Origin of the sequence: Blautia sp. XA-2221, assembly GCF_028767025.1 — a bacterium.
Taxonomy (GTDB): Bacteria; Bacillota; Clostridia; order Lachnospirales; family Lachnospiraceae; genus Blautia_A.
The window spans coordinates 1-23219 of sequence record NZ_JAJQXX010000021.1 but is presented as its reverse complement, the minus strand read 5'-3'; the positions used below and the strand labels follow the sequence as shown (position 1 = coordinate 23219).

26 protein-coding genes are annotated in these 23219 nt (G+C 43.1%); 1 reads left to right on the top strand and 25 read right to left on the bottom strand.

The genetic code is table 11. The features are described from left to right. Nucleotides 1-403 precede the first annotated feature (403 nt). The 23 genes from LU279_RS13165 to pyrF all read right to left on the bottom strand — a co-directional run bounded on the left by LU279_RS13165 (nucleotide 404) and on the right by pyrF (nucleotide 21281). On the bottom strand, nucleotides 404-667 hold the full coding sequence (locus tag LU279_RS13165; protein WP_274422948.1) for a hypothetical protein: 264 nt from the start codon (nucleotides 665-667) through the stop codon (nucleotides 404-406). 23 nt (nucleotides 668-690) lie between these two features. Beyond that, the gene (locus LU279_RS13160) at nucleotides 691-1230 is read right to left on the bottom strand and encodes a GNAT family N-acetyltransferase (RefSeq protein ID WP_274422947.1); all 540 of its coding nucleotides are present in this window, start codon (nucleotides 1228-1230) and stop codon (nucleotides 691-693) included. Between the two features lie 305 nt (nucleotides 1231-1535). After that, nucleotides 1536-2243: an HAD family hydrolase gene (locus LU279_RS13155; RefSeq protein ID WP_274422946.1), complete on the bottom strand. Its 708-nt coding sequence runs from the start codon at nucleotides 2241-2243 to the stop codon at nucleotides 1536-1538. Beyond that, entirely contained in the window at nucleotides 2204-3583 is a 1380-nt protein-coding gene (gene radA, locus LU279_RS13150; RefSeq protein ID WP_274422945.1) for a DNA repair protein RadA, read from the bottom strand. The genes LU279_RS13155 and radA overlap by 40 nt, the downstream gene beginning before the upstream one ends. Then, nucleotides 3577-3987 carry an endosialidase gene (locus LU279_RS13145; RefSeq protein ID WP_274422944.1) on the bottom strand — a complete coding sequence of 137 codons (411 nt, stop codon included), beginning with the start codon at nucleotides 3985-3987 and terminating at the stop codon, nucleotides 3577-3579. The genes radA and LU279_RS13145 overlap by 7 nt, the downstream gene beginning before the upstream one ends. Nucleotides 3988-4174: 187 nt before the next feature. Continuing rightward, nucleotides 4175-6655: an ATP-dependent Clp protease ATP-binding subunit gene (locus LU279_RS13140; protein WP_274422943.1), complete on the bottom strand. Its 2481-nt coding sequence runs from the start codon at nucleotides 6653-6655 to the stop codon at nucleotides 4175-4177. Between the two features lie 24 nt (nucleotides 6656-6679). Continuing rightward, complete coding sequence (locus LU279_RS13135; protein ID WP_274422941.1) at nucleotides 6680-7051, bottom strand: GntR family transcriptional regulator; 372 nt, start codon at nucleotides 7049-7051, stop codon at nucleotides 6680-6682. Between the two features lie 130 nt (nucleotides 7052-7181). Then, nucleotides 7182-7964, bottom strand: coding sequence for an SseB family protein (locus tag LU279_RS13130; protein ID WP_274422940.1), 783 nt, complete (start codon nucleotides 7962-7964; stop codon nucleotides 7182-7184). Between the two features lie 34 nt (nucleotides 7965-7998). Continuing rightward, nucleotides 7999-9192 carry an FprA family A-type flavoprotein gene (locus tag LU279_RS13125; protein WP_274422939.1) on the bottom strand — a complete coding sequence of 398 codons (1194 nt, stop codon included), beginning with the start codon at nucleotides 9190-9192 and terminating at the stop codon, nucleotides 7999-8001. Nucleotides 9193-9204: 12 nt separating this feature from the next. Beyond that, a complete protein-coding gene (gene purD, locus LU279_RS13120) occupies nucleotides 9205-10479 on the bottom strand; it encodes a phosphoribosylamine--glycine ligase (protein WP_274422938.1) in 1275 nt (424 codons plus the stop codon). 14 nt (nucleotides 10480-10493) lie between these two features. Next, entirely contained in the window at nucleotides 10494-11120 is a 627-nt protein-coding gene (gene purN / locus LU279_RS13115; protein ID WP_274422937.1) for a phosphoribosylglycinamide formyltransferase, read from the bottom strand. Further along, on the bottom strand, nucleotides 11114-12139 hold the full coding sequence (gene purM, locus LU279_RS13110) for a phosphoribosylformylglycinamidine cyclo-ligase (protein WP_274422936.1): 1026 nt from the start codon (nucleotides 12137-12139) through the stop codon (nucleotides 11114-11116). Before purM ends, purN begins: the two co-directional genes overlap by 7 nt. A 34-nt stretch (nucleotides 12140-12173) precedes the next feature. Continuing rightward, complete coding sequence (purE, locus tag LU279_RS13105; RefSeq protein WP_274422935.1) at nucleotides 12174-12674, bottom strand: 5-(carboxyamino)imidazole ribonucleotide mutase; 501 nt, start codon at nucleotides 12672-12674, stop codon at nucleotides 12174-12176. Nucleotides 12675-12816: 142 nt separating this feature from the next. Next, the gene (locus tag LU279_RS13100) at nucleotides 12817-14892 is read right to left on the bottom strand and encodes an aminopeptidase (protein ID WP_274422934.1); all 2076 of its coding nucleotides are present in this window, start codon (nucleotides 14890-14892) and stop codon (nucleotides 12817-12819) included. Further along, nucleotides 14885-15472, bottom strand: a complete 588-nt coding sequence (locus LU279_RS13095; protein ID WP_274422933.1) for an HD domain-containing protein — start codon at nucleotides 15470-15472, stop codon at nucleotides 14885-14887. Before LU279_RS13095 ends, LU279_RS13100 begins: the two co-directional genes overlap by 8 nt. Nucleotides 15473-15475: 3 nt before the next feature. After that, the gene (locus LU279_RS13090) at nucleotides 15476-15790 is read right to left on the bottom strand and encodes a hypothetical protein (protein ID WP_274422932.1); all 315 of its coding nucleotides are present in this window, start codon (nucleotides 15788-15790) and stop codon (nucleotides 15476-15478) included. Continuing rightward, on the bottom strand, nucleotides 15774-16184 hold the full coding sequence (locus tag LU279_RS13085; protein ID WP_330684688.1) for a VanZ family protein: 411 nt from the start codon (nucleotides 16182-16184) through the stop codon (nucleotides 15774-15776). The genes LU279_RS13090 and LU279_RS13085 overlap by 17 nt, the downstream gene beginning before the upstream one ends. Nucleotides 16185-16253: 69 nt before the next feature. Further along, complete coding sequence (locus LU279_RS13080) at nucleotides 16254-16406, bottom strand: hypothetical protein (protein WP_274422930.1); 153 nt, start codon at nucleotides 16404-16406, stop codon at nucleotides 16254-16256. A gap of 10 nt (nucleotides 16407-16416) precedes the next feature. Continuing rightward, a complete protein-coding gene (gene pyrE, locus LU279_RS13075; RefSeq protein WP_022066478.1) occupies nucleotides 16417-17097 on the bottom strand; it encodes an orotate phosphoribosyltransferase in 681 nt (226 codons plus the stop codon). A gap of 86 nt (nucleotides 17098-17183) precedes the next feature. Next, the gene (locus tag LU279_RS13070) at nucleotides 17184-18554 is read right to left on the bottom strand and encodes an MATE family efflux transporter (protein WP_274422929.1); all 1371 of its coding nucleotides are present in this window, start codon (nucleotides 18552-18554) and stop codon (nucleotides 17184-17186) included. Between the two features lie 83 nt (nucleotides 18555-18637). Then, the gene (locus LU279_RS13065) at nucleotides 18638-19543 is read right to left on the bottom strand and encodes a dihydroorotate dehydrogenase (protein ID WP_274422928.1); all 906 of its coding nucleotides are present in this window, start codon (nucleotides 19541-19543) and stop codon (nucleotides 18638-18640) included. After that, entirely contained in the window at nucleotides 19540-20322 is a 783-nt protein-coding gene (locus LU279_RS13060) for a dihydroorotate dehydrogenase electron transfer subunit (protein WP_274422927.1), read from the bottom strand. The genes LU279_RS13065 and LU279_RS13060 overlap by 4 nt, the downstream gene beginning before the upstream one ends. 29 nt (nucleotides 20323-20351) lie before the next feature. Continuing rightward, nucleotides 20352-21281, bottom strand: coding sequence for an orotidine-5'-phosphate decarboxylase (gene pyrF / locus LU279_RS13055; protein ID WP_274422926.1), 930 nt, complete (start codon nucleotides 21279-21281; stop codon nucleotides 20352-20354). 328 nt (nucleotides 21282-21609) lie between these two features. Between pyrF and LU279_RS13050 the strand changes: the two genes are divergently transcribed. Continuing rightward, nucleotides 21610-21810 (top strand): cold-shock protein, encoded by a 201-nt coding sequence (locus tag LU279_RS13050; protein WP_005425201.1) that lies wholly within the window; start codon nucleotides 21610-21612, stop codon nucleotides 21808-21810. A 94-nt stretch (nucleotides 21811-21904) separates the two neighbouring features. Here LU279_RS13050 and LU279_RS13045 read toward each other — a convergent pair whose 3' ends face one another. Then, complete coding sequence (locus LU279_RS13045) at nucleotides 21905-22159, bottom strand: hypothetical protein (RefSeq protein WP_274422924.1); 255 nt, start codon at nucleotides 22157-22159, stop codon at nucleotides 21905-21907. 98 nt (nucleotides 22160-22257) lie between these two features. After that, on the bottom strand, nucleotides 22258-23097 hold the full coding sequence (locus LU279_RS13040) for a DegV family protein (RefSeq protein WP_274422923.1): 840 nt from the start codon (nucleotides 23095-23097) through the stop codon (nucleotides 22258-22260). Between the last annotated feature and the right edge of the window lie 122 nt (nucleotides 23098-23219).

Genomic DNA, 23219 nt, shown 5'->3' with positions numbered 1-23219 from the left:
TTTCTTCAAAAGAATCATTTCTTTGCGACAGCCAGATTAATTTACCACGTTCTTCCTCTTCTGTCAACTGTTTTTTCATTTTTTACAGAACCTTTTTTACAGAAACAAATTCTTTAATCCTTTCCATGAACCGAAAATTAATTAGAATATTCCTATGCTATTAAAGTTTCCAGTTCGCTTAATGAAAGTCTTTTTACTAAAACGCTGTCATTTTTTATATCAAGAGCATACTTTTCAATTTTCTCCAATGCTTTGAAATAATCCATCTCTCCGATAACGGCATCTTTTGTTATGCTAAAAAAGATTAAAAATCTGATTATCTGCATAAATACAGGGACTTTAAGCAATATGAATGAAAATACAAAAGAAATTTACTACGATTGAAAGAACAACAATAACATCTTCATAACTCTACTGAGCAGGAAATCTGAAAAGGTCTCCTGTTTTTTCCATCAACAAGCACTAATTTCCATTCAGATACAGCTTTACCATTTACCATACATTTCTTTTGCAGTAGTTTAGGCAAAACGCTTTTTGTGTCCTCTGTTAAGGCAATTGCTCCCAAAAGCGTTCCGTCTGCCTTTTCATAAAATTTAGGAACAGCGATATATGTGTTATTCCAATCCACATTTTCTTTTTTTCTTTTAATCCTGACAAACAGTCCCATATCATTACCTTTCTAACCGGAAATTAATAAATTTTCTTTTCAAAACGAAACATTCCACAGGGAAATTCTTCGTCACTTTCTTCCAAATCCATTTCTGCGTCATTTGGATCCGGATGAAATTTATTAAAAAATTCCACAATATGAAATCCACATCGATTCACATAAAAATGTATATTACGCTGTTCAAAATACGGTGTTACTGTTTCCCAGACTTTTACCTCTGGATGAATTTTCTCGATCTCACACCATGCAGCATATCCAATTCCCTTACTGTGAGCATTAGGAGAAACAAACAATAAATCCAAATTTCCTTTTTCACCTTCAACCTTAAGCACAGCACCACCAATAAATTTGCCTTCTTCATCAGCAATTCGATACGCTTCGCCATTTTTTATAGATTGCTCTATGGTATCTCGTGAAATAATTTGCCCCTCTTCTTCAAAATGATTATCTCTTAATCCAAACTCTTCCATGGCTCCAAAATTAAACGCTTCTTGATTATCTTTAATAAACTGTTCTCTGTCACAATCTTCAAGAGGAAGCAGCTTTACAATACCATTCATATTTTTATCCTCACAAATTTAAACCTTATGGCTAATCCGACATTCTTTTACTCCATTCCAAAACACAGAAAGTTGCAGGCAACACCGATATACCAGATATAAAAACATTATTTCAACAATAATTGTAAACATAGACCTCATCTTAATCTTACTCGAAAAAGAATACTGCCCATATCTCCTTTTCCCATGATTCCTTATTTCATATCTGCTCATCCGCAGCTTTTCTCAGTAAAACAAAAAAGCATTTAGCTATTGGAGAGATTATAATAAATTCCAAACAATATCTAAATACTTTTTATAAGGGATTACTTATCTTCCAGATATTTTTTTACTTCATGCAGCGACGGAAGAATACATTCTGAAAGTCTTTCCATTTCTTCCGTAGGCTTTGCAAGATCCGGCACCATGATCGGATGCATTCCGGCTGATTTTACTGCACGAATTCCATTATAGGAATCTTCTATTCCATAACAGTTTTCAGGCTTTACACAAAGCCTTGCACAGGCTTCCAGATAAATATCCGGTTCCGGTTTGCTTCGCTTTACCATATCTCCGCAGACGATCACATCAAAATACTGTAAAAGTCCTCCTTCCGAAAGCTCCCGCTTTACTATTTCTTCCCTGGTAGATGTTGCAAGACCTGTTTTAATGCCGGAAGACTTCAAAAATCCCAGCAGTTCACAGACTCCCTGTTTTTTCGGAAGCCTGCCTCCTGCTGCCTGCGCATGAAAGAGAGATGCCATTTCCTTCTTATAAGCTTCATAAGGAAAATCCTGTCCATAATATTCCTGAAATATTTTTACTGTTGCCTGATGGTTTCTACCCAGGCACTGCATACATACCTTTTCCACATCCGGGATCCCGTATTTGTCCGCTACCTGCTTCCATGTACGAATCACAAGAGTTTCCGAATCAAAGATCACTCCGTCCATGTCAAAAATTACCGCTTCCAGTTTTATCGCCTCTCTTTCCCTCAGCCTTTCATGATATACCTGATGGCATCCTGTATCCATTCTACATAAACCAGATTCATACCTTCTGTTTTTTCCATAGATGACTGGCATACCTTTGGAAGGATCACTGTCGTAAATCCCAGCTTTTTCGCTTCCGACACACGCTGAGCCGCCATGCTGACCGCCCGGACTTCTCCACTTAGTCCCACTTCCCCAAAAGCAAGAACAGAATCCGGAATTACAATATCCTTACAGCTGGATACCACTGCAAGAGAAATCCCCAGATCAATGGCCGGCTCCGTCATCTTCATTCCTCCAGCAATATTTACATAAGCATCACAGGACGCCAGATGAATACCTACTTTTTTCTCCAAAACAGCCATAAGAAGATTTACTCTGTTAAAATCCGTTCCCACTGCCGTTCTTCTTGGAATACCAAAATTACTCTGGCACACAAGAGCCTGGATTTCTACAAGAATAGGCCTTGTTCCTTCCATCGAGCAGGCTACAATAGAACCGGAAGTACCGTTAGGCTTCCCATTTAGCATAAATTCCGACGGATTTTTAACCTCCTCAAGCCCGGTTCCCCGCATTTCAAAGACTCCGATCTCATTGGTAGAACCAAATCGATTTTTTACAGCCCTGAGGATCCTGTAAGATGCATGACGGTCACCCTCAAAATAAAGTACCGTATCTACCATATGTTCCAGGACTCTCGGACCTGCTACATTTCCCTCTTTTGTCACATGACCTACGATAAAAATAGAGATTCCAAGTCCTTTGGCGATTTGCATCAGAATATTTGTGGACTCCCTGACCTGTGAAACGCTGCCCGGCGCAGAACTGATATCCTCGTGAAACATAGTCTGAATAGAGTCAATAACCACCATATCCGGTTTCTTTCTCTCAATTACTTCCCGGATGGTTTCCAAATTTGTTTCACAGAATATTTGCAGATTTTCATTAAATTCTCCGATCCTGTTGGCTCTGAGACGAATCTGGCGCAAAGACTCCTCGCCTGAAATATAAAGCACTGAGTTTCCGGACAGAGCCAGATTTCTGCACACCTGCAAAAGAAGGGTGGACTTTCCGATTCCCGGATCTCCACCCACCAGAACAAGAGACCCGGGAACGATACCGCCCCCGAGTACTCTGTCAAGCTCTCCGATCTTTGTCAGCCGTCTTTCATCCTCTGAAATCCGTATATCTTTTAGTTTTACAGGTTCCGGTTTCAGTCCCTGCGCCATAGTCCGACTGCCGGAAGATGATGTTTTTTTTGTGGAAACCGTCTCTTCTACAAATGTATTCCATGCTTTACAGCCCGGACACTGGCCCATCCATTTAGAAGATTCATATCCACATTCCTGACAAAAATAAACAACTTTTTTATTTTTTAACATTTTTTGATCTTCACTTCTGCCACAGCATCTCCCAACTCAGCGCTGAAGGAAAGCTTGCCTCCAAGATTTGTTTTCATTGTACCTGCATCCGAACCATTGATCGTAATATCGTACTCTGTGTCAGCCTCCATTTCTACAGTGATCTGTGCATCCTCTGCACCTTCCACCTGAAAGCTCATGGTTGAACCGTCCTGCAAAAGATTATAAACTGCAGTTCCCGGCACAGATTCGTAAACAAACATACCATTTCTTTCCAGCTTGGTGATCTCATGAAAAGTTTTTACTTTATAAACATCCCCCTGATGCTGAAAATCTGATACTTTGGATTTCTGAGCCAGCTCATAATTGCCAAAGCTGATGCTTCCATTTTCCTCTGTACGAATCAGTTCTTTTACTACTGCCATGATCTTATGTCCTCCCTGAGATTCTCTGTTGTATTGTCTTTGGATATAGAATAACCCTTCAGAATCATGTGTTCTGATACTGAATAATCACTCAAAAGGAAGCTTTGTTCCTTTCCTGATGATTTTTCTTATTATAACATTTTCACAATTTTTTGAACAGTATCCTAACCAAGATTTAATATCTTTTTTATATTTGCTTTTTGCCTGTTTTTTCTTCCGGAACAGGAATAAACCGAAGCTGTTTTTGATGAAGCTGAACCTTTACCATATCGCCCTTTCGGATTCTTCCCTCCAGAATTTCGTTTGCAAGGCTATCCTCAAGCTTTGTCTGAATAGCACGGCGAAGAGGTCTTGCTCCATATTTACTGTCAAATCCAGCCTCTGCAAGATAATCCCTGGCAGAATCACTGATCTTCAGCCGTATATCCATCTGCTCTTCACATCGTTTTTCCAGATTTTTAAGAAGAAGTCCCACAATTTTACGAATATGCTCTTTATTGAGGGTGTGGAATACCATAATCTCATCAATTCGGTTCAGAAACTCCGGTTTAAACAATCGGCGCACTTCTTCCATTACATTGGATTTCATCCGCTCATAATCCTGTTTTTCATTATCTCCGGACATAAATCCCAGTTTTTTCGGTTCAATAATAGCCTGCGCCCCTGCATTGGACGTCATGATGATGATTGTCTGTTTAAAATCCACCTTTCGTCCATGAGCATCTGTAATATGTCCGTCATCCAATACCTGAAGTAAAATATTAAACACATCCGGATGAGCTTTTTCTATCTCATCAAAAAGAATCACGCTGTAAGGATTTCTGCGTACTTTTTCACTGAGCTGTCCTCCTTCATCGTAACCCACATATCCCGGCGGAGAACCGATCATTTTTGATACGCTGTGCTTTTCCATATACTCAGACATATCTACTCGGATCATAGCCTGCTCGCTTCCAAACACAGCCTCTGCAAGCGCCTTGGAAAGTTCCGTTTTTCCTACGCCTGTAGGTCCCAGAAACAGGAAAGATCCAATGGGACGTCCGGGATCTTTCAGACCTACCCGTCCACGCTTTACAGCCTGAGCAACTGCCTTTACAGCCTCCTCCTGACCAATCACCCGTTTATGGAGGATTCCTTCCAGATGCGCCAGTCTCTTTGACTCACTTTCTGTCAGTTTCTGTACAGGTATTTTCGTCCAATCAGAAACAATATCCGCCACAGAAGCTTCCGTCACTGTAAGACTCTTTTTCTGACTTTTCCGTTCTTCTCTGACGCGATATTTTTTAATTTCCTGCTCCACTTCTCTCTGACGGCTCTGAATCTCTCTGGCTTTTTCAAGATCCGCCTGACGAATAGCTTCCTCTTTTTCTTCCAGAAGCTCTTTCAGTGTATTTTCAAGACCTTCTGCTTTTGTCACTGTCCTGTAGCTTTTCAGACGTACTTTTGCAGCTGCTTCATCAATGATATCAATGGCCTTATCCGGAAGAAAACGGTCATTGATATAACGGACAGACATTTGCACTGCTGCCTCCAAAGCGCTGTCCTCAATGCTGACTCTGTGATGTTTTTCATAGTAAGGACGAAGCCCTTTCAGAATCTCCAAAGCTTCCTCCTCTGACGGTTCCTCTACTGTCACCGGCTGGAAACGCCGTTCCAGAGCCGCATCCTTTTCAATATATTTCCTGTATTCTTCCAGAGTAGTGGCTCCGATCAGCTGGATCTCTCCTCTGGACAAAGACGGCTTCAGGATATTGGATGCATCCAGAGCGCCCTCTGCGCCGCCTGCGCCGATGATCGTATGAAGCTCGTCAATAAAAAGAAGGATTCCTCTGTCTTCCCGCACTTCATTTACTACATTTTTGATGCGTTCCTCAAATTCTCCTCTGTATTTGCTTCCGGCTACCATTCCGGAAAGATCCAGAACTACCACACGTTTTTCTTTTACAGTATCCGGAACCATCCCGGACACGATTTTCTGAGCCAGACCTTCCACAATAGCTGTTTTTCCCACTCCCGGTTCTCCTACCAGGCAAGGGTTATTTTTTGTTCTGCGGCTTAGGATCTGGATCAGACGCCCGATTTCCCGATCCCTTCCCACAACCGGATCCAGTTTTCCGTCAGCAGCCATTGCTGTAAGGTCCCGGCTATACTGATCCAGAAAAGGAGTTCCTGATCCTTTTTTATCTTTCAGATTTCTGGATGTCTGCATTTCCTCCGCAATAGCATCCTGGTCACAGCCCATTGCAGTCAGAACCGCCGCATACAGTTTCTGAATGTTGACTCCCATAGTGTACAGAAGTCTTGTGGCAACGGAATCTGTCTCTTTCAGCATGGCAAGAAGTATGTGTTCTGTGCCTGCCTGATCCATCCTGCGCGCCTGAGCCTCTTTTTTTGCATTGTCAAGAATCCTCTGAGCTCTCGGACTGTACTCCGGCACTCTTTCTATAGTCAGCACTTCCGAAGGTGCGATCAGACTGCCGATCAATTCCTGAAGCCGTTCCTGTTCTACACCGAATTCTTCCAGAATTCTTCCCGCAGTTCCCTCCTTCTCCTTCAAAAGTCCCACCAGAATATGTTCTGTGCCTATATACGTATGCTTACAGGACTGTACCGTGCTTCTGGCAAGCTTTAAAGCATTTACAGCCTGTCTGGTAAACTTTTCCTGCATAAATTCCTCCTTGTTCCTGATCTTTTACAGATCGTAATCATCAAAAATCTCATCGATCAACTGATGTACTTCCTGTCTGGAAACAGCTTTACAGCAGCCCTTTGCAAGAGCCACCACAAGATTCTGCTTCATTTCCTCCAGCGCTTTTATCTTATCTACATCAATGGCTACCACAGCTCCCCTTCTTCTGTCAATGGACACAAACCCTTCCTGTTTCAGAAGCGTATAGGCTTTGTTAACTGTGTGCATATTGATGCCTATGGTATCTGCCATCTGCCTTACAGAAGGCAGTGTATCGCCTTCCTGAAGCCTTGAGGTGGCGATTCCAAGGATGATCTGGTTCATCAGCTGAACATAGATGGCTTCGTCACTGTTAAAATCTATCTCTATGACCATATTCAAGCCTCCTCGTATCGTGTTACACATATACTAGCACATCTCACATATTTTGAAAACAGTTATTTACCATGTCTTTCCCAAAATCGAAAAAGAGACAGCCTCGCAGCTGCCTCTTTCTGTATTACATTTAACCAATGATCTTTTTTAACTGGTCTCTGTTCAAAATAAGATTAAATCCCATAGGATTGATAGCAAGAGCTTCTGCCTGCTGGATCATAATATCAGCAAGCTTCGCAAAAGGTATTTTTGCAATCCTCAGCTTTTTGCCTCTGGCAAATTTTTCATATTCCAGTACGTCTGAAAAAACAGGCTGAAGGATTTTTCCGTCTTTATTTTTCAAATACGGGATATTTACCTTTGCAGGATCTTCCTCATTGCGCTCCATCGCAACAAGAAATTCCGCTTTTCTCAGATTCGCGATCAGCTCCTCTTCCAGTTCCCGGATATTTTTGTGTTCCTCCGGTTTCACCGGACGGCGCACTTCCTGCATAAAATAAATACCGGAAAGCTGAAGAGTTGAATTGATCAGAGGTCTTTTTTCCGGTTCAATCTTACTGAGATCCGGCTGACGCACAATCTTTTCAAGCTCCACTTCAATCTCTTCACTTCCATTATTCCACACCAGGGAATTCACTCCGACCGCATAGAGAAGTCCGTACATTCTCGGGAAATCTTTTTTTTCATATTTCATTCCCATAAGCAGAACCTTATCATCCAGTTTCTTTTTCCCAAATTCTTTCAGAGTTTCTTCCTCGGCAAAAAACCATGCCTGATCATTATAAGTCTCTTCTGCGCAGGTCACATAAGGAAGCTTTGTCACCTGAGAATATGCCACAAATATGCTGTCTCTGGCCTGAATTTCCTTCACTGCGTCTACTACACTCATTCCCATTCTTGTTGTCCTTTCCATTATCTGTCTCCGGCAGAGAAACAGATGCTCCTTTTTATTTCGTCAGGAATTCTACGATTCCGTCAAGTTCCTCCATCTGATCTCTCTTCAGAGAAGATTTCACAGTAAGAGTATTATCATAAATCTCCATGTTTTTCATAGAAGAAAGAATCTCTTTCATCTGTTTTCCCGCAGAGATCGCCCAGGTACCGTTTTCGATCACAGCCACTTTACGGTTCTGGAAATTATGCGCCTTCAGCTCTGAAAGAAGAGTTTCCATTTTTGGGAAAAGCCCCGCATTGTAAGTTGGGCACGCAAAAACAATCCTGTCACAGCGGAATGCCTCTGCCAGAATATAGGACGGATCTGTTTTGGATACATCATACATTGCAATGTTCTTTTCTCCGGCATCAGAAATCTTACCTGCCAGAACATTGACTGCACTCTCTGTATTTCCATAAATAGAGGCATAAACAATAAGAACCGCATGATCCTCCGGTGTATAAGTGCTCCACTTCTGGTACTTGTCAATAAACCAGCCCAGATTTTCTCTCCATACCGGACCGTGAAGGGGGCAGATCATCTCAATATCAAGAGCTGCTGCTTTTTTCAGCGCAGACTGAACCTGAACACCGTATTTTCCCACAATGTTGGTAAGATATCTTCTTGCTTCCTCCAGCCACTCTGTTTCAAAGTTCAGCTCATCTGCGAAAATATTTCCGTTCAGCGCCCCAAAAGTTCCAAAAGCATCTGCGCTGTAAAGGACTTTGTCATACGCATCATAAGTCACCATAGCCTCCGGCCAGTGGACCATAGGGATCATGGCAAATGCAAGAGTATGCTTTCCTGTGGAAATGGTATCTCCCTCTTTGATCACAATTGCACGATTATCTACGTCAAAATCAAAAAACTGTTTCATCATGGTAAATGTTTTTGCATTTCCCACAAATTTCACTTCAGGATAACGGATCACAACTTCGGCAAGAGAAGCACAGTGGTCCGGCTCCATGTGATTTACAACAATATAATCCAGAGTGCGACCATTCAGCACATGCTCCAGATTCTCAAGAAACTGTGAGCATACGGAATGATCTACTGTATCAAGAAGAACTGTTTTTTCATCCAGGATCACATAGGAATTATAGGAAACTCCTTTGGGGATTGGATATACGTTCTCAAACAGTTCCAGCCTTCTGTCACTTGCACCGATCCAGTACATATCCTCGGTTATCTTTTTTACACAATACACGTTGTTTCCTCCTTACGCCTCATCAATGGCTTTTCCAATATCATGGCGCATATATTTATTGGCAAACTGAATCCACTCAGTTGCCTCGTATGCATTCTTTCTCGCTTCCTTCAGGTCTTTGCCCTTGGCAGTGATCCCCACAACACGTCCTCCGTTTGTAACGATCTGACCGTTTTCCAGCTTTGTGCCTGCATGGAAACAATAATATCCTTCTTTATCCTCAAACTTCTCAAAGCCGGACATAGGAATACCTTTTTCGTATTTTACCGGATATCCCTCGCTGGCAAGGACCACGCAGACTGCTGCATTATCCTCAAACTCAAGCTCGATCTGATCCAGTGTGCCGTTTACACAGGCTTCCATCACCTCAAGAATATCTGTTTTCATTCTCGGCAGCACTACCTGTGCCTCCGGATCGCCGAAACGGGCATTATATTCCAGAACCTTTGGTCCATCCGGAGTCAGCATAAGACCAAAGAAGATAATTCCCACAAAAGGACGTCCCTCAGCCGCCATGGCGTCTACGGTTGGCTGATAAATGTATTTCTTACAGAATTCATCTACCTCTTCTGTATAAAACGGGCTTGGGGAAAAAGTTCCCATTCCGCCAGTATTTAATCCCTGATCTCCGTCCATCGCACGTTTATGGTCCTGAGCGGAAGTCATGGTGCGGATCGTCTTTCCGTCAACAAAAGAAAGTACAGAAACCTCTCTTCCTGTCATAAATTCTTCTATAACCATGGTATTTCCGGCGCTTCCGAACTTTTTGTCCTCCATGATCTCTTTTACACCGGTTTCCGCCTCAGCAAGATCATTACAGATCAGGACGCCTTTTCCCAGAGCCAGTCCGTCTGCTTTGAGAACAACAGGGAATTTTGCCTGTGTCCGAAGATATTCCAGCGCTTTTTCGGAATCTTCAAAATTCTCATATCCGGCAGTAGGAATATTATATTTTTTCATAAGATCCTTGGAAAATGCTTTGGAGCCCTCCAGAATAGCCGCATTTTTACGGGGACCAAATACTTTCAGCCCGCGGGCTTCAAATACGTCCACAACGCCGCCTACCAGCGGATCATCCATTCCGATGATCGTCAGGTCTATATGATGTTCCTGGGCAAAATCCGCCAGTTTTTCAAATTCCATAGCTCCGATATTTACGCACTCTGCATACCGGGAAATTCCCGCATTGCCGGGTGCGCAGTAAATCTTGTCAGCTTTTGGGCTTTTTGCCACACTCCATGCGATTGCATGTTCTCTTCCGCCGCTTCCTACAATCAGTATATTCATCAGGTATTTCCTCCTTATCTGCTGATCTGAACTTTTCCGTCCTGAACACTGACCTTTCCGTTTGCAATCAGGTCAATGGCTTCCGGAAGGATTTTCCATTCTGCCTCTTCCATTACCCGGCGCTGAAGAACTTCCGGAGTATCTCCCTGCTGCACCTCAACTGCCTTCTGAAGGATGATCGGACCGGTATCTGTGCCTGTATCTACAAAGTGCACAGTGGCTCCTGTTATTTTTACGCCTCTGTTCAGAACGCCCTCATGAACACGAAGACCGTAAAAGCCTGTTCCGCAGAAAGACGGGATCAGAGAAGGATGGATATTTATGATACGATTTGGATAAGCCTCCACGATCATTGGAGGAACTGCAACCAGATATCCTGCAAGAACCACAAGATCGATCTGATTTTTCTGAAGCTCCGCAAGAAGTGCTTTGTGAAATTCCTCTCTGTTGTCGTAACTTTTCGGTGAAATGCATATAGCCGGGATTCCCCGGTCCTCTGCTCTTTTCAGAGCATAGGCACCGGAGTTATTACTGATCACCACGGAAACCGCGGCATTCGTGATCACACCCTGATCCAGAGCATCCAGAATGGCCTGAAGATTTGTGCCTCCTCCGGATACCAGAATACCAAGTCTTAACATAAATCCACACCCTTTTCGCCGGCTTCAATACGTCCTACCACATACGGAGTGTCTCCTGCTTTGCGGATCGCTTCCATTGTTTTGTCCACGTCTTCCGGTTTTACAGCAAGAACCATTCCAAGTCCCATATTGTAGGTATTGTACATCATTTTTTCTTCAATATTTCCTTTTTCTGCAAGAAGCTTAAAGATTGGAAGAACCGGATAGCTGTCTTTTTCGATCACTGCTCTTGTGCCCTCTTTCAGCATACGCGGAATATTTTCATAGAAACCGCCGCCTGTGATATGGCTGCATGCATGAATACGCACACCTGCTTCTTTAACACTCTTAAGAGCCTTTACATAAATTCTGGTTGGAGCAAGAAGAGCCTCACCCAGAGTTGTTCCCAGTTCATCATAATAAGTATCCAGGGATTCTCTTGTCATATCAAACACTTTGCGCACCAGAGAAAATCCGTTGCTGTGAACGCCTGTGGACGCCATACCGATCAGCACGTCTCCTGCTTCCAGTTCTTCTCCTGTAAGAAGGTCTTTTTTATCGATCACTCCTACTGCGAATCCTGCAAGATCGTACTCTTCCTCCTGCATAAGTCCCGGATGTTCAGCAGTTTCTCCACCGATCAGAGCTGCTCCTGACTGAGCGCAGCCTTCTGCCACACCGCCAACGATTTCAGCGATCTTTTCCGGATAGTTTTTGCCGCAGGCAATATAATCCAGGAAAAACAGCGGTTCTGCACCGGCGCAGGCAATATCGTTGACACACATTGCCACTGCATCGATTCCAATCGTATCATGCTTGTCCATAACCATGGCAAGTTTTACTTTTGTTCCACATCCGTCTGTACCGGAAACAAGAGTCGGTTCTTCCATATCCTTAAAAGTGCTCATGGAAAATGCTCCGGAAAATCCGCCGATTCCGCCTAAAACCTCCGGTCTCATTGTCTTTGCAATATGCTTTTTCATTAACTCCACTGACTTATAGCCTGCTTCTATATCAACACCTGCGTTCTTGTAATCCATAATATCCTCCCAGTATTTACTTTTTTATTTTTTATTAATAATTCTGATAGCCTACTTCCTGCAGTCTTGCGTCCTTGGCTTCTACCTGCTCTTTCAGCTCCTGGCTGTATGCTTTGAGTTTCTCAAGAAGCTCAGGATCTGAAGTTGCCAGAATTTTTGCTGCCAGAAGTCCTGCATTTGCACCGCCATTAATGGCAACTGTAGCAACCGGGATTCCGGACGGCATCTGTACGATGGAATAAAGGGAGTCACGTCCTCCCAGAGAGGTTGTGTGCATCGGAATACCGATTACCGGCATGGGGAAAATTGCCGCGCACATTCCCGGCAGATGAGCTGCCATTCCTGCACCTGCAATAATCACCTTAAATCCTCTTTCCTCTGCGCTCTTTGCATAATCAAAAAATACATCCGGTTCTCTGTGTGCGGAGATGATCTTCATCTCATACTCCACTCCCAGTTTGTCAAGAATTGCCGCTGCTTTGCTCATAACCGGCATGTCTGAATCGCTTCCCATTACAATTCCAACTTTTTTCATTGGTAGGCCTCCTTAATTTTCAATCATTCCAGGTTGATTCTACTAAGATTCTATTTTTGTGTCAATAAAATTCCATAAAAGAAATATTTTGGCAAACAAACTGTTTTTGTATATATCCGAAATTTCTTCCTTTCACATCTCTTTATTTCTCAAAAGGACGGTTCAGTTCCTCTGTGCCAGGCAGCACAAAACGTCCTTTTTCAATAATAGAACGCCCTTCGCCTTCATCATCGATCACACGGATGCTTCCAAGCTCCTCATAAGGAATGGTAATATCTGTATGGCATCCATAATATGCAAGGCTGATATCCTCTTTTCTGAGACTGGATATTTCATTGTCTCTGGCAATGATCTCTCTTCCGTCCGGATTATACACTGCAACATCCTCAGCCCAGCTGTAACAGGTGTCTCCCACTGCAAAATGAGGGCCCATTTTTTCTGCGATCAGAATCGGCAGTTTGTCTGCGATCCCGTATTTTTCCGCAGCCACATAGGCTGTGGTATTTGTTCCGATGGCAAACTCTCCCATTGGAAGCTTCACATGATGGTGAAGGATATTATCTTCAATATAAGCCCTGTTTTCCTCTTCTGTATCAAAATTACTGCAGGAATAATCAATTACCTGGCCGCAGTCAAACACAAGCTTCAGATCCTTAAACTGCAGACCGTTCAGATATACTTTTTTTACATGGAGAACGCCGCCTGTTCCTGCCAGAACCGGAGAAGTAAACACCTCTCCCACCGGGATGTTCACATCTGCCACACAGTTTTCAAAGTTTGTCTGTTTTTTGATATCCTCCAGGGTATGGAGATGAATGATAAGATCTGTTTCATTACCGTTCTGTCCCTTGATCTCCACCCATTCACAGGTATCCAGAGTTTCTATGATCGTCTGCTGGATCTTTTCATAAAGTTTATAGTCCAGCGTATTGATCTTTACGATTTCATCAAAAATCTCCGGGAAATTTTTTCCAATCTCCGGCACCGGATAGGCAATAATCGTAAAGCTTCTCTCGTCCCCTCTGATATAACGGTTTACAATCTGACCGGATTCATTGTCAAGCTCTACCTGAAGCTTCTGCTGCCCTTCGCTTAAACTCAGGGCTTCCGGCTTGGAAACCGGTGAAAAAGGTTCCTCTCCAAAAGTTTCAATGCATGCAGGCCCGCCGTGGACTTCCGCCAGATCTCTGTACTTGTCATAGGCATTCTGCATGGAGCGGAGCTTTCTTTTTACAAAATCACTGTCCATAAACAGAGCGCAGTCCTGTCTGTGGTCGTAATCATACTGAGGATTGGCATTTCCGCCTGTATATCCCACACGAGCTGCTCCTTTTTTATTGATCACATGAGCTGCATGACGGTAGATCACAGGTTCCAGACCCATTTCCCGGAACTGAAGGACTGCCGCCCGCACCATCCGTTCAAATCCCAGATTATAGCGGATATTTACGGTTTTCTTTTTTGTGATATCTTTTCTCGTATTAATAAATCCAATGCGGTAGCCTTCTGTATAGGTACGCGCCATATCATCGATTTTTTCCTGAGAAAGACTATTCAGAAAAAGAGCCACTCCAACTTCGTTTCCGGATACATATTCGCCATAACGGTAAAGATAACTCAGATCCTCAAGATCTGACTCCATAATGATCTTTGTGGCAAAATCCAGTTCCGGATCAACGCCCTCGGCAATTCTCTGTTCCATCATGTCCTGACAATAATCATTTACATAGGAACGAAGAATATCTTCTACTGTTTTCGGAGCAGGAAGCTCTTCTTCACAGAAGGCAGAATGAACCTCCAGAAACAGCTCTGCGCACACAAGATAATCCCACCATTTTTTTTCATATGCATAAACTATAGTTCCTCTCAGCTCCGCATACAGAAAACAGAAGCTCTGACCGTACTCTCCCAGTTTTTTTACCGCATAAGCAGGATTTCCATAGCAATTCTCATAATTTTCCGGAAAAAGTTCTTCATACAGAGCTGTATTTTCCGCTTTCAACTCCTCCAGAGAAAGCTTTTCCTGTTCTCTTTTCAGGATTTCTCCTGTTTTTCCCAGAAACTCTGCCGCTCTCTGAAAAAACTCCTCAAAAGGTTCTTTTATTTCCTTTTCTGCACAGATTTCCCCAATCCGTTCTTCTGCAAGGGCAAATCGTTCCATCAGTAATTCGTCCAAGCTGTCATCTCCTTTCAAAAAATCTTCTCCGTCTTTACTCATCGATCACATTTCCCAGACGGACATGCTTGTCTACCAGTTTCTTCATATATTCCCAGATTTCCCCGGAACCTTCTGAAGTATGCTGATTCCTTTTATAAATCTGGCTTTTTTTCACGCCGTGCTCCGCCCAGCTTCTTCCTCCGGAAGCATCATTCAGAAGAAGAGGCTGACAGTTATCAAGTACATGGGCAAATTTTGCCTCCGGTGTCTCATAGGCTTCAAACTCTTCCCAAAGCTCCCTGAACCAGCTTTTCTGATCCTCCGGAAGCAGCCCAAAAATCCGCTCAGCCGCTTTCCGTTCCCTGGTTTCCTTAGTTGCCGCACCAACTTCATCATAGGCATAGGTATCTCCTGCGTCAATTTCCACAAGGTCATGGATCAGCACCATGGGGATCACCTTTTCCAAGCTGATCTCTTCATTAGAATATTCCCTGAGAAGCACTGCCATAAGCGCAAGATGCCAGGAATGCTCCGCATCATTTTCTTTACGGTTTCCATCTGCAAGATACGTCTGCCGAAAGATATTTTTTACTTTGTCCACCTCTATAATGAACTGCATCTGTTTCTCTAAACGTTCCATTTTTTACACTCCCATTAAAAAAAAGCCCAGCCATCCCACCATAATGATTCCATTCAGGATAGAACCCACAATACTGGTACGATGCATACGCTTTTCCTCTGAAAAACTTAATAATCCCATAATGAATCCATAAACAGAAAGCATTGTTGCAAAAAGACAGATACCTCCCACAATAAATCCATAGGCACCGTTAAGTGCAAAAGCAGTCAGAACTGCTGACAGAAACAAAATAAGAGAAGCAGCTGCCAGTCCTACTGACAGCTTTCCCTTTTCCGCTTCTTTTGTTTTTACAAATGAATATCTATATCTTTTCGCCATAATGCCTTCTCCTCAGGTAATCACAGACCGCAAACAGCATATATCCGGCTGCCGCGCCTGCGGTATTTAAAATCAGATCATCCACATCAAAGCAGCCCACTCTTGTTACCAGCTGAATCGTTTCCACACACAGACTCAGACTGAACCCGGACAGAACGATCAGGAATCCACTGCGCCATCTCCGGCTGATGACCGGCAGGATAAATCCCAGGGGAATGAATCCGATCACATTCCCGAAAATATTCATAAAAAAAGCAGACAAGCCAACCTGTTCCCGGTACATCCAGAATCTCCGGATCTCCACAAAGGGTTTCAGGTTGTATCTGTATATGCGCTCCTGCGCGATCCGTCCATATCCCTCAGAAAAAAACAGAAAGTAGATCAGAATCAGCACATACAGAACAAAAAGAGCTATTCCCGTCCGCCGGATTTTTTGTTTTGCCCTGTTACTCAAAACCGACTGTCAGATCAGAATATCTGACTTTCTTTTTAAGAGTCTCGCTCCGCTGATGATCATAAGGATACCGGCTGCGATTCCTGTTGTCAGGGTAACAATGCCTACTGCCAGACTGCAGGCCCCTGTTCTTGTCATTGTTTTATAAATCTTTTCGTTCACGGCAAACCTCCTATTTTACTCCATACTGACGATAATAATCGTCAATGGCTGCCTTCAGAGTATCATCAATGATCACCTGTCCGTTTACTTCCTTGTTGTAAAGATACTCTGTCACCTCTGCCATATCCACAATGGCTGCAGTGTCAAAGCCATACAGATCCTTCACTTCATCAAGAGCGCATTTTTCTCCGCCCTTTCCTACTTCCATGCGGTTCAGAGATACCATAAGACCAACGATCTCCACATCTGCCGCGCCCTTCACCTTGGGGACAGTCTCCTCCATGGATTTTCCTGAAGTAGTTACATCCTCGATCATAACAACTCTGTCTCCGTCTTTCAGAGTGCTTCCAAGAAAGCTTCCTTTATCTGCGCCGTGATCTTTTTCCTCTTTTCTGTCAGAGCAGTAACGGACTTCTTTTCCATAAAGCTCACTGTAGGCAATGGCTGTCACAACACTTAACGGAATTCCTTTGTATGCAGGTCCGAACAATACGTCAAAGTCATCTCCGTATTTGTCATGAATCGCTCTGGCATAGTACTCGCCCAGTTTCTTTAACTGAGAGCCTGTTACATATCCGCCTGCATTCATAAAGAATGGGGATTTTCTTCCGCTTTTCAGTGTAAATTCACCGAATTTCAGAACCTTACTGTCTACCATAAACTGAATAAATTCCTGTTTATACTGTTCCATATTTTTTAACCTCCGTGTTTACGGGCAAGCCCTTTTCGTTTTTCCATAATATATCTTTTTTATTTTAGCATATCTGCTGTTTTTTTTCAATCAATGGATGAAAAGGTCGCCACAGTCTGTTTTTTATACTTTTTCATAACGTAATAATAGTATGGGATCAGAGGAATCAGCGCAGCGATCCATGCCGCCGGGTCTGCCATACAGATTCCTGCAAAACTGGCTTTTCCAGCAACAAGAAGAACGATCGCAGTTCTGGCAACCAGTTCAAAAATCCCACCAAGCATGGGGACCAGTCCATAACCCATCCCCTGAAGAGCATTTCGGAAAAGAAAAATCGTGCAGAGGAACGGGTAAGCCCAGAAAACAGTGCGGAAATAAGTTACCGAAACATTCACCACCGCAGTTTCAGAAGGATCAATAAACAGATAGGTAAAATATTTCCCGCCAAAGTACATGACAACCATCTCAATGGCTGCCCATATAAGAAGCATGATCCAGGAGTATTTTACGCCTGCCTGCACACGATCCATACGGCCTGCTCCCCGGTTCTGTCCCACATAGGTTGCAATAGTCGCGCCTATGGAAACAGCCACCATGGTAATAATATTCTGAATTTTTCCCGCAGCGGAAAATCCCGCCATATAAACAGCCCCATAAACATTTACTGCGCCCTGCACAATAATAGTTCCAATGGCTGTAATAGAAAACTGCAGGGCCATGGGGATCCCCAGATTCAGAAGCTTGGCAAAGCTTCCTTTGCGAAGTGCAAAATTCTTCTTTTCCAGATGAAGGATTGGATATTTTTTTATAATGTAAACCATACAGCATACTGCTGAAACCGCCTGAGCAATAACTGTGGCATAAGCGCAGCCTTCCACGCCCATTCCCAGAAATCTGATAAATACCACATCCAATACTACATTGATAGCTGCTGAAATGATCAGGAAATAAAGCGGGGATTTTGAATCTCCCAATGCACGCAGAAAAGCCGCTAGGGCATTATATGCTGCAGTAACGATCAGGCCCGCATAGATAATCCCCATATATGCCTTTACATCCCCCATCAGCTCCTCAGGAGAATTCATCAGGCGAAGAATGGGTTCATTAAACACAAGAAGCCCCACCGTCATAACTGCAGTGATCCCAAACATCAGGTACACGGACATAGCCACATAATGGCGCATATCATCATACTTTTTGGCTCCGAACATTTGAGAAACAATAATGGCAAAACCGCTGCTCATTCCATTGAGCCATCCGGTTACAAAAAACATCAGAGAGCCGGTGCTTCCAATGGCGGCCAGAGCGTCTACCCCGATAAACTGACCTGCAACAATAGAATCTGCGATATTGTAAAACTGCTGAAACACATTACCAAGAAACATCGGTATCATAAACCAGATGATCAGCTTCACCGGACTCCCTACCGTCATATCGCTTGTCATATCTTTCTTCATAATTTCTCCCTAAAAGAAGGTCCGCTGTAAATATATACCCGGAATATTTCCGGATATGCTTTACAGCAGCCCTTATTAAAAAACTATTTTACCGCACCAATCAGCTGATTGATATCCTCTATCTTCTGCGATTTCATGTAGTCTTCAATTCCCTGAACCACTTCTTCCGTAGCATAGGGATTAAAGAAGTTTGCAGTTCCCACAGATACTGCACTTGCGCCTGCCAGAATAAATTCCAGCGCATCCTCTGCAGTGGCGATGCCTCCCATTCCGATAATCGGAAGCTTCACTGCCTGCGCTACCTGGTACACCATACGGACAGCCACAGGCTTTACAGCCGGGCCTGACATTCCTCCGGTTTTATTTGCCAGGGCAAATGCTTTTTTATAAATATCAATCTTCATTCCTGTAAGTGTATTGATAAGAGAAAGAATATCTGCGCCTCCGGCCTCTGCCGCTCTTGCCATCTCTGTGATATCTGTCACATTAGGACTGAGCTTCATAATAATCGGCTGCTTTGCATATTTTTTAACTTCTTTTGTGATGGCTTCCAGTGCCTTTGGATCCTGTCCGAAAGCAATTCCGCCTTCTTTTACATTTGGACAGGATACATTGATCTCCAGGAGATCCACAGGTTCATTTCCCAGACGTTCCACTACTTCGCAGTAGTCCTCTGTACTTTTTCCGCACACATTCACAATGATCTTTGTGTCATATTTTTTAAGAAATGGAATATCCCTTTCACAGAACACATCAATTCCAGGGTTCTGAAGTCCGATGGCATTCAGCATACCGGAAGCAGTTTCTGCCACACGGGGTGTGGGATTTCCCGGCCACGGTACGTTTGCCACTCCCTTTGTCACCACAGCGCCCAGTTTATTCAGATCTACAAATTCACTGTACTCTGCTCCTGAACCAAAAGTTCCGGAGGCTGTCATAACAGGATTTTTCAGTTCTACTCCTGCCAGTTTAACGGCTGTCTTTATCATAATTCCACCTCCGTGCTCAAAAATACCGGACCATCCTTACAGATACGTTTATTGTGTACATGAGAATGGCCGTCGACCTCCTTTGATTTGCACACACAGGCAAGGCATGCGCCAACACCGCAGGCCATACGTTCTTCCATGGAGATCCAGCACGGGATATTTTTGTCTTCTGCGTAAGCTTTAATTGCCCGGAGCATAGGAGTAGGACCGCAGGCAAAAATCACATCTGCCTCCAGAGCATTCTCTCTGATGGCATCCATAACATTTCCTCTGGTTCCTGCACTTCCGTCTTCCGTTGCAACATATACATCTGCATATTCCTGGAACTCATTGTTCAGAAACAGTTCGTCTCTGTAACCGAGAATCGCTGTCTTCTGTCCCTTCAGTTCTTTTGCGGTCTGAAGCATAGGAGGAATACCGATTCCTCCGCCCATAAGAAATACACGTTTTCCTTCTGCCTCATGAAGCGGAAAGCCATTTCCCAACGGTCCCAGCACTTCTACTGGAACTCCTGCATGAAGTCTGGAAAACGCTTCTGTTCCGGTGTCTTTTCCTGTTACCCGATAAACAAGACGGATTCTTCCTTTTTCTCTGTCAATTTCACAGATACTGATCGGACGGGGAAGCAGTTTGCTCCCGTCCCGTGTATAAAGTGAAAGAAACTGGCCCGGCTTTGCCTCTGCCGCCATATGGTCTGCCTGGAGCCACATACTGTAAATGTCTTTTCCGATTTCTTCCTGGCTTACAATCTTTAAGCTTTCTTTTGTCTTTTTGCTCATCTCTTTCCTCCTGAATCAGTGTAGCCTGATTATCTGCGGCCTTCCAGAGCTCCGCTGATATCAGCGATCATATCCTTTACTGCCTGTCTGGATGCATCTGCAAAGTTCTTTTCACCAAATTCCGCATAAGCTTCCTGTTTATAGGCCGCAATAATTCCTCTTGAAGAGTTTACGATCGCACCCAGTCCGTCCTCATTAAAGAAATGGACCAGATCTTTGCCCTTGCCTCCCTGAGCGCCATAGCCCGGTACAAGAATAAAGGTTTTTGGCATAAGTTTACGGAGAACTTTTCCCATTTCCGGATAAGTTGCACCTACAACAGCTCCAACATAGCTGTATCCGTCACCCATATGATCCTCGCCCCACTGAGCAACTTTTTCACCTACCCACTCATAGAGAGGACGTCCGTCGATCAGGCGGTCCTGGAACTCTCCGCTGGAAGGATTTGATGTTTTTACAAGAATAAAAAGACCTTTATTTTCTTCTTTACATACGTCAATAAACGGTTTTACTCCATCAGAGCCAAGATACGGATTTACTGTTGCAAAATCCTCATCAAATCCTGCGTAGCTTTTGGAGCCCACCTGGACATGTCCCAGATGTCCCACTGCATATGCAGCAGAAGTAGATCCGATATCGCCTCTTTTAATATCCCCGATCACAACAAGATCTTTTTCCTTACAGTAATCTACTGTTTTTTTGTATGCCTGAAGCCCCGGGATTCCGAACTGCTCATACATGGCGATCTGCGGTTTTACTGCCGGGATCAGATCACAGGTGGAATCCACAATTGCCTTGTTAAACTGCCAGATTGCCTCAGCTGCTCCTTCCAATGTTTCGCCAAATTCCGCAAAAGCGTTTTCCTGGATATGTTTTGGGATGTAGTTCAACATAGGATCCAGACCTACCACAATGGGAGCATTTGTTTTTTTAATTTTGTCGATCAGTTTATTAATCATAAAAATTTCCTCCTGAAATTTATTTTTACATACTTAAACATATCATACACGAAACCTGCGATTTAATAAAGTATTTTTTACCCGATTTTTGCATTTATAAAACACTTTTATTTTCCACTGTATCCTTCCCACTTGTTTTTTCACAATCCTAAAGAATCATCTTGACATTTTAAAATATGAGCTATATAATCATAATCAAATCCGCTACATTATTAATATAAAATCACTAGTTTTTAGAGATTATATATTACATGATATAGTCTGTAAAATCTGGTGATTTTTTTCGTCAGATAGACTTTTAACTTTTTATTTTTATGGAGGTAACATCATGAACAAGGGGACTGTAAAATGGTTCAACGCAGAAAAAGGATACGGCTTCATCACAGGCGAAGATGGCGCTGATGTATTTGTTCACTTTTCTGCAATCAACGGCGAAGGCTTCAAATCTCTTGATGAGGGACAGGCCGTAACTTATGATCTGACAGAAGGCGCTCGCGGAATGCAGGCAGCTAATGTTACAAAATTATAATAAGTTATTATCTGTTCATATCGGATAGCATTCGTATTGATCACAAAAATCCCCGGCATATACCGGGGATTTTTTCTTGTATTCTTATATTAATTTATTCTGCTGTATCTGCTGAAAGTCCGGCTACATAGCTGTCCAGAGCAGATGTATCTATAGTGGTCTGTGTTACGACAGAGTCTTCTTTCTGCTCTATTTTATCATAAACAGAATATCCGATCCATGCAACAAGTGCCACACAGACAACAACACCCACAATTCTCTCCAGCCAGTCATAAAACTTTTCTTTTTTCTGTTCTTTGCTGTATCCGTTTTTTCTTGCTTTATACTGATCCACTTTTTTCTGGCTCATAATTGAATCTCCTTTACTGTAAATAGGACTGCTGCCCTTTCTGCAGCAGCTGAATATAGAGATAATTATAGCACGTCATCTTCATTCATGCAATGCTTTTAAACAGCCACGATCACTCCGCCGTTATTTGCATACATACTGCTGACGCCTGCCGTATCCAGAACAACAATCTCTTTGGTTGTAAGTTTTTCCTGAAGAGCATCCTTTAAAAGCATTGCCCGCTCTCTGCAGTTACAGTGAGAGATTACCAGAACTTTCGCTTCACTGTTTTCTGTCTTTTCCGCAACATGCTGAACCATTTTTATAAGAGCCTTATTGATTCCTCTTGCCTGGTCAAGCTGACAGATGGTTCCTTCATCTGTAGATCCCATAACCGGCTTGATCTTCAGAGCGCTTGCCACAAGAGATTTTACTCTGCTGAGACGTCCGTTCTTGCGAAGGGTTTCCAGATCGTCCAGAACAAAAAATGTATTCTGCTCTGCTATATATTTCTCAACTCTTTCCACGGTTTCCTGGAAAGAACAGCCAGCTTCCTCACATTCCTGAATCTTCATTCCAATCAGTGTTTCTCCTGCAGAAGCTGATCGTGAATTAAATACATAAATCTTTCTTCCGGGATTTTCTTCCAGAAACAGATCTTTTCCAATAACTGCGCTGTTATAGGAACCGCTCAGTTCTGAAGATAATGTCACTGCATAAATATGATCTGCTTCACATTCGTATGCCTTCATATAGCGTTCCGGAGACGGACATGCAGATTTCGGGCATTCCGGGCAGGCAGCTACTTTTTTCAAAAACTCAGCCTGATCAAAGGTTTCATCGTCTATCACTGTCTCTCCGCCTACATTCAATGTCAGTGGAACAGATTCAAAACGTTCGTCATCTTTCCATTCATCAAGGAATTCTCCGCAACTGTCTATAATAATTTTATAACTCAATTATATCGTCCTCTTTTCCATTATATGTAGTATTGAATACCACGTTTATATTACCATATCACCTGGCATTTGAAAAGACTTTTTCTAAAAACTCTGTTCTTTTTTTCATTTCTGTTTTATAA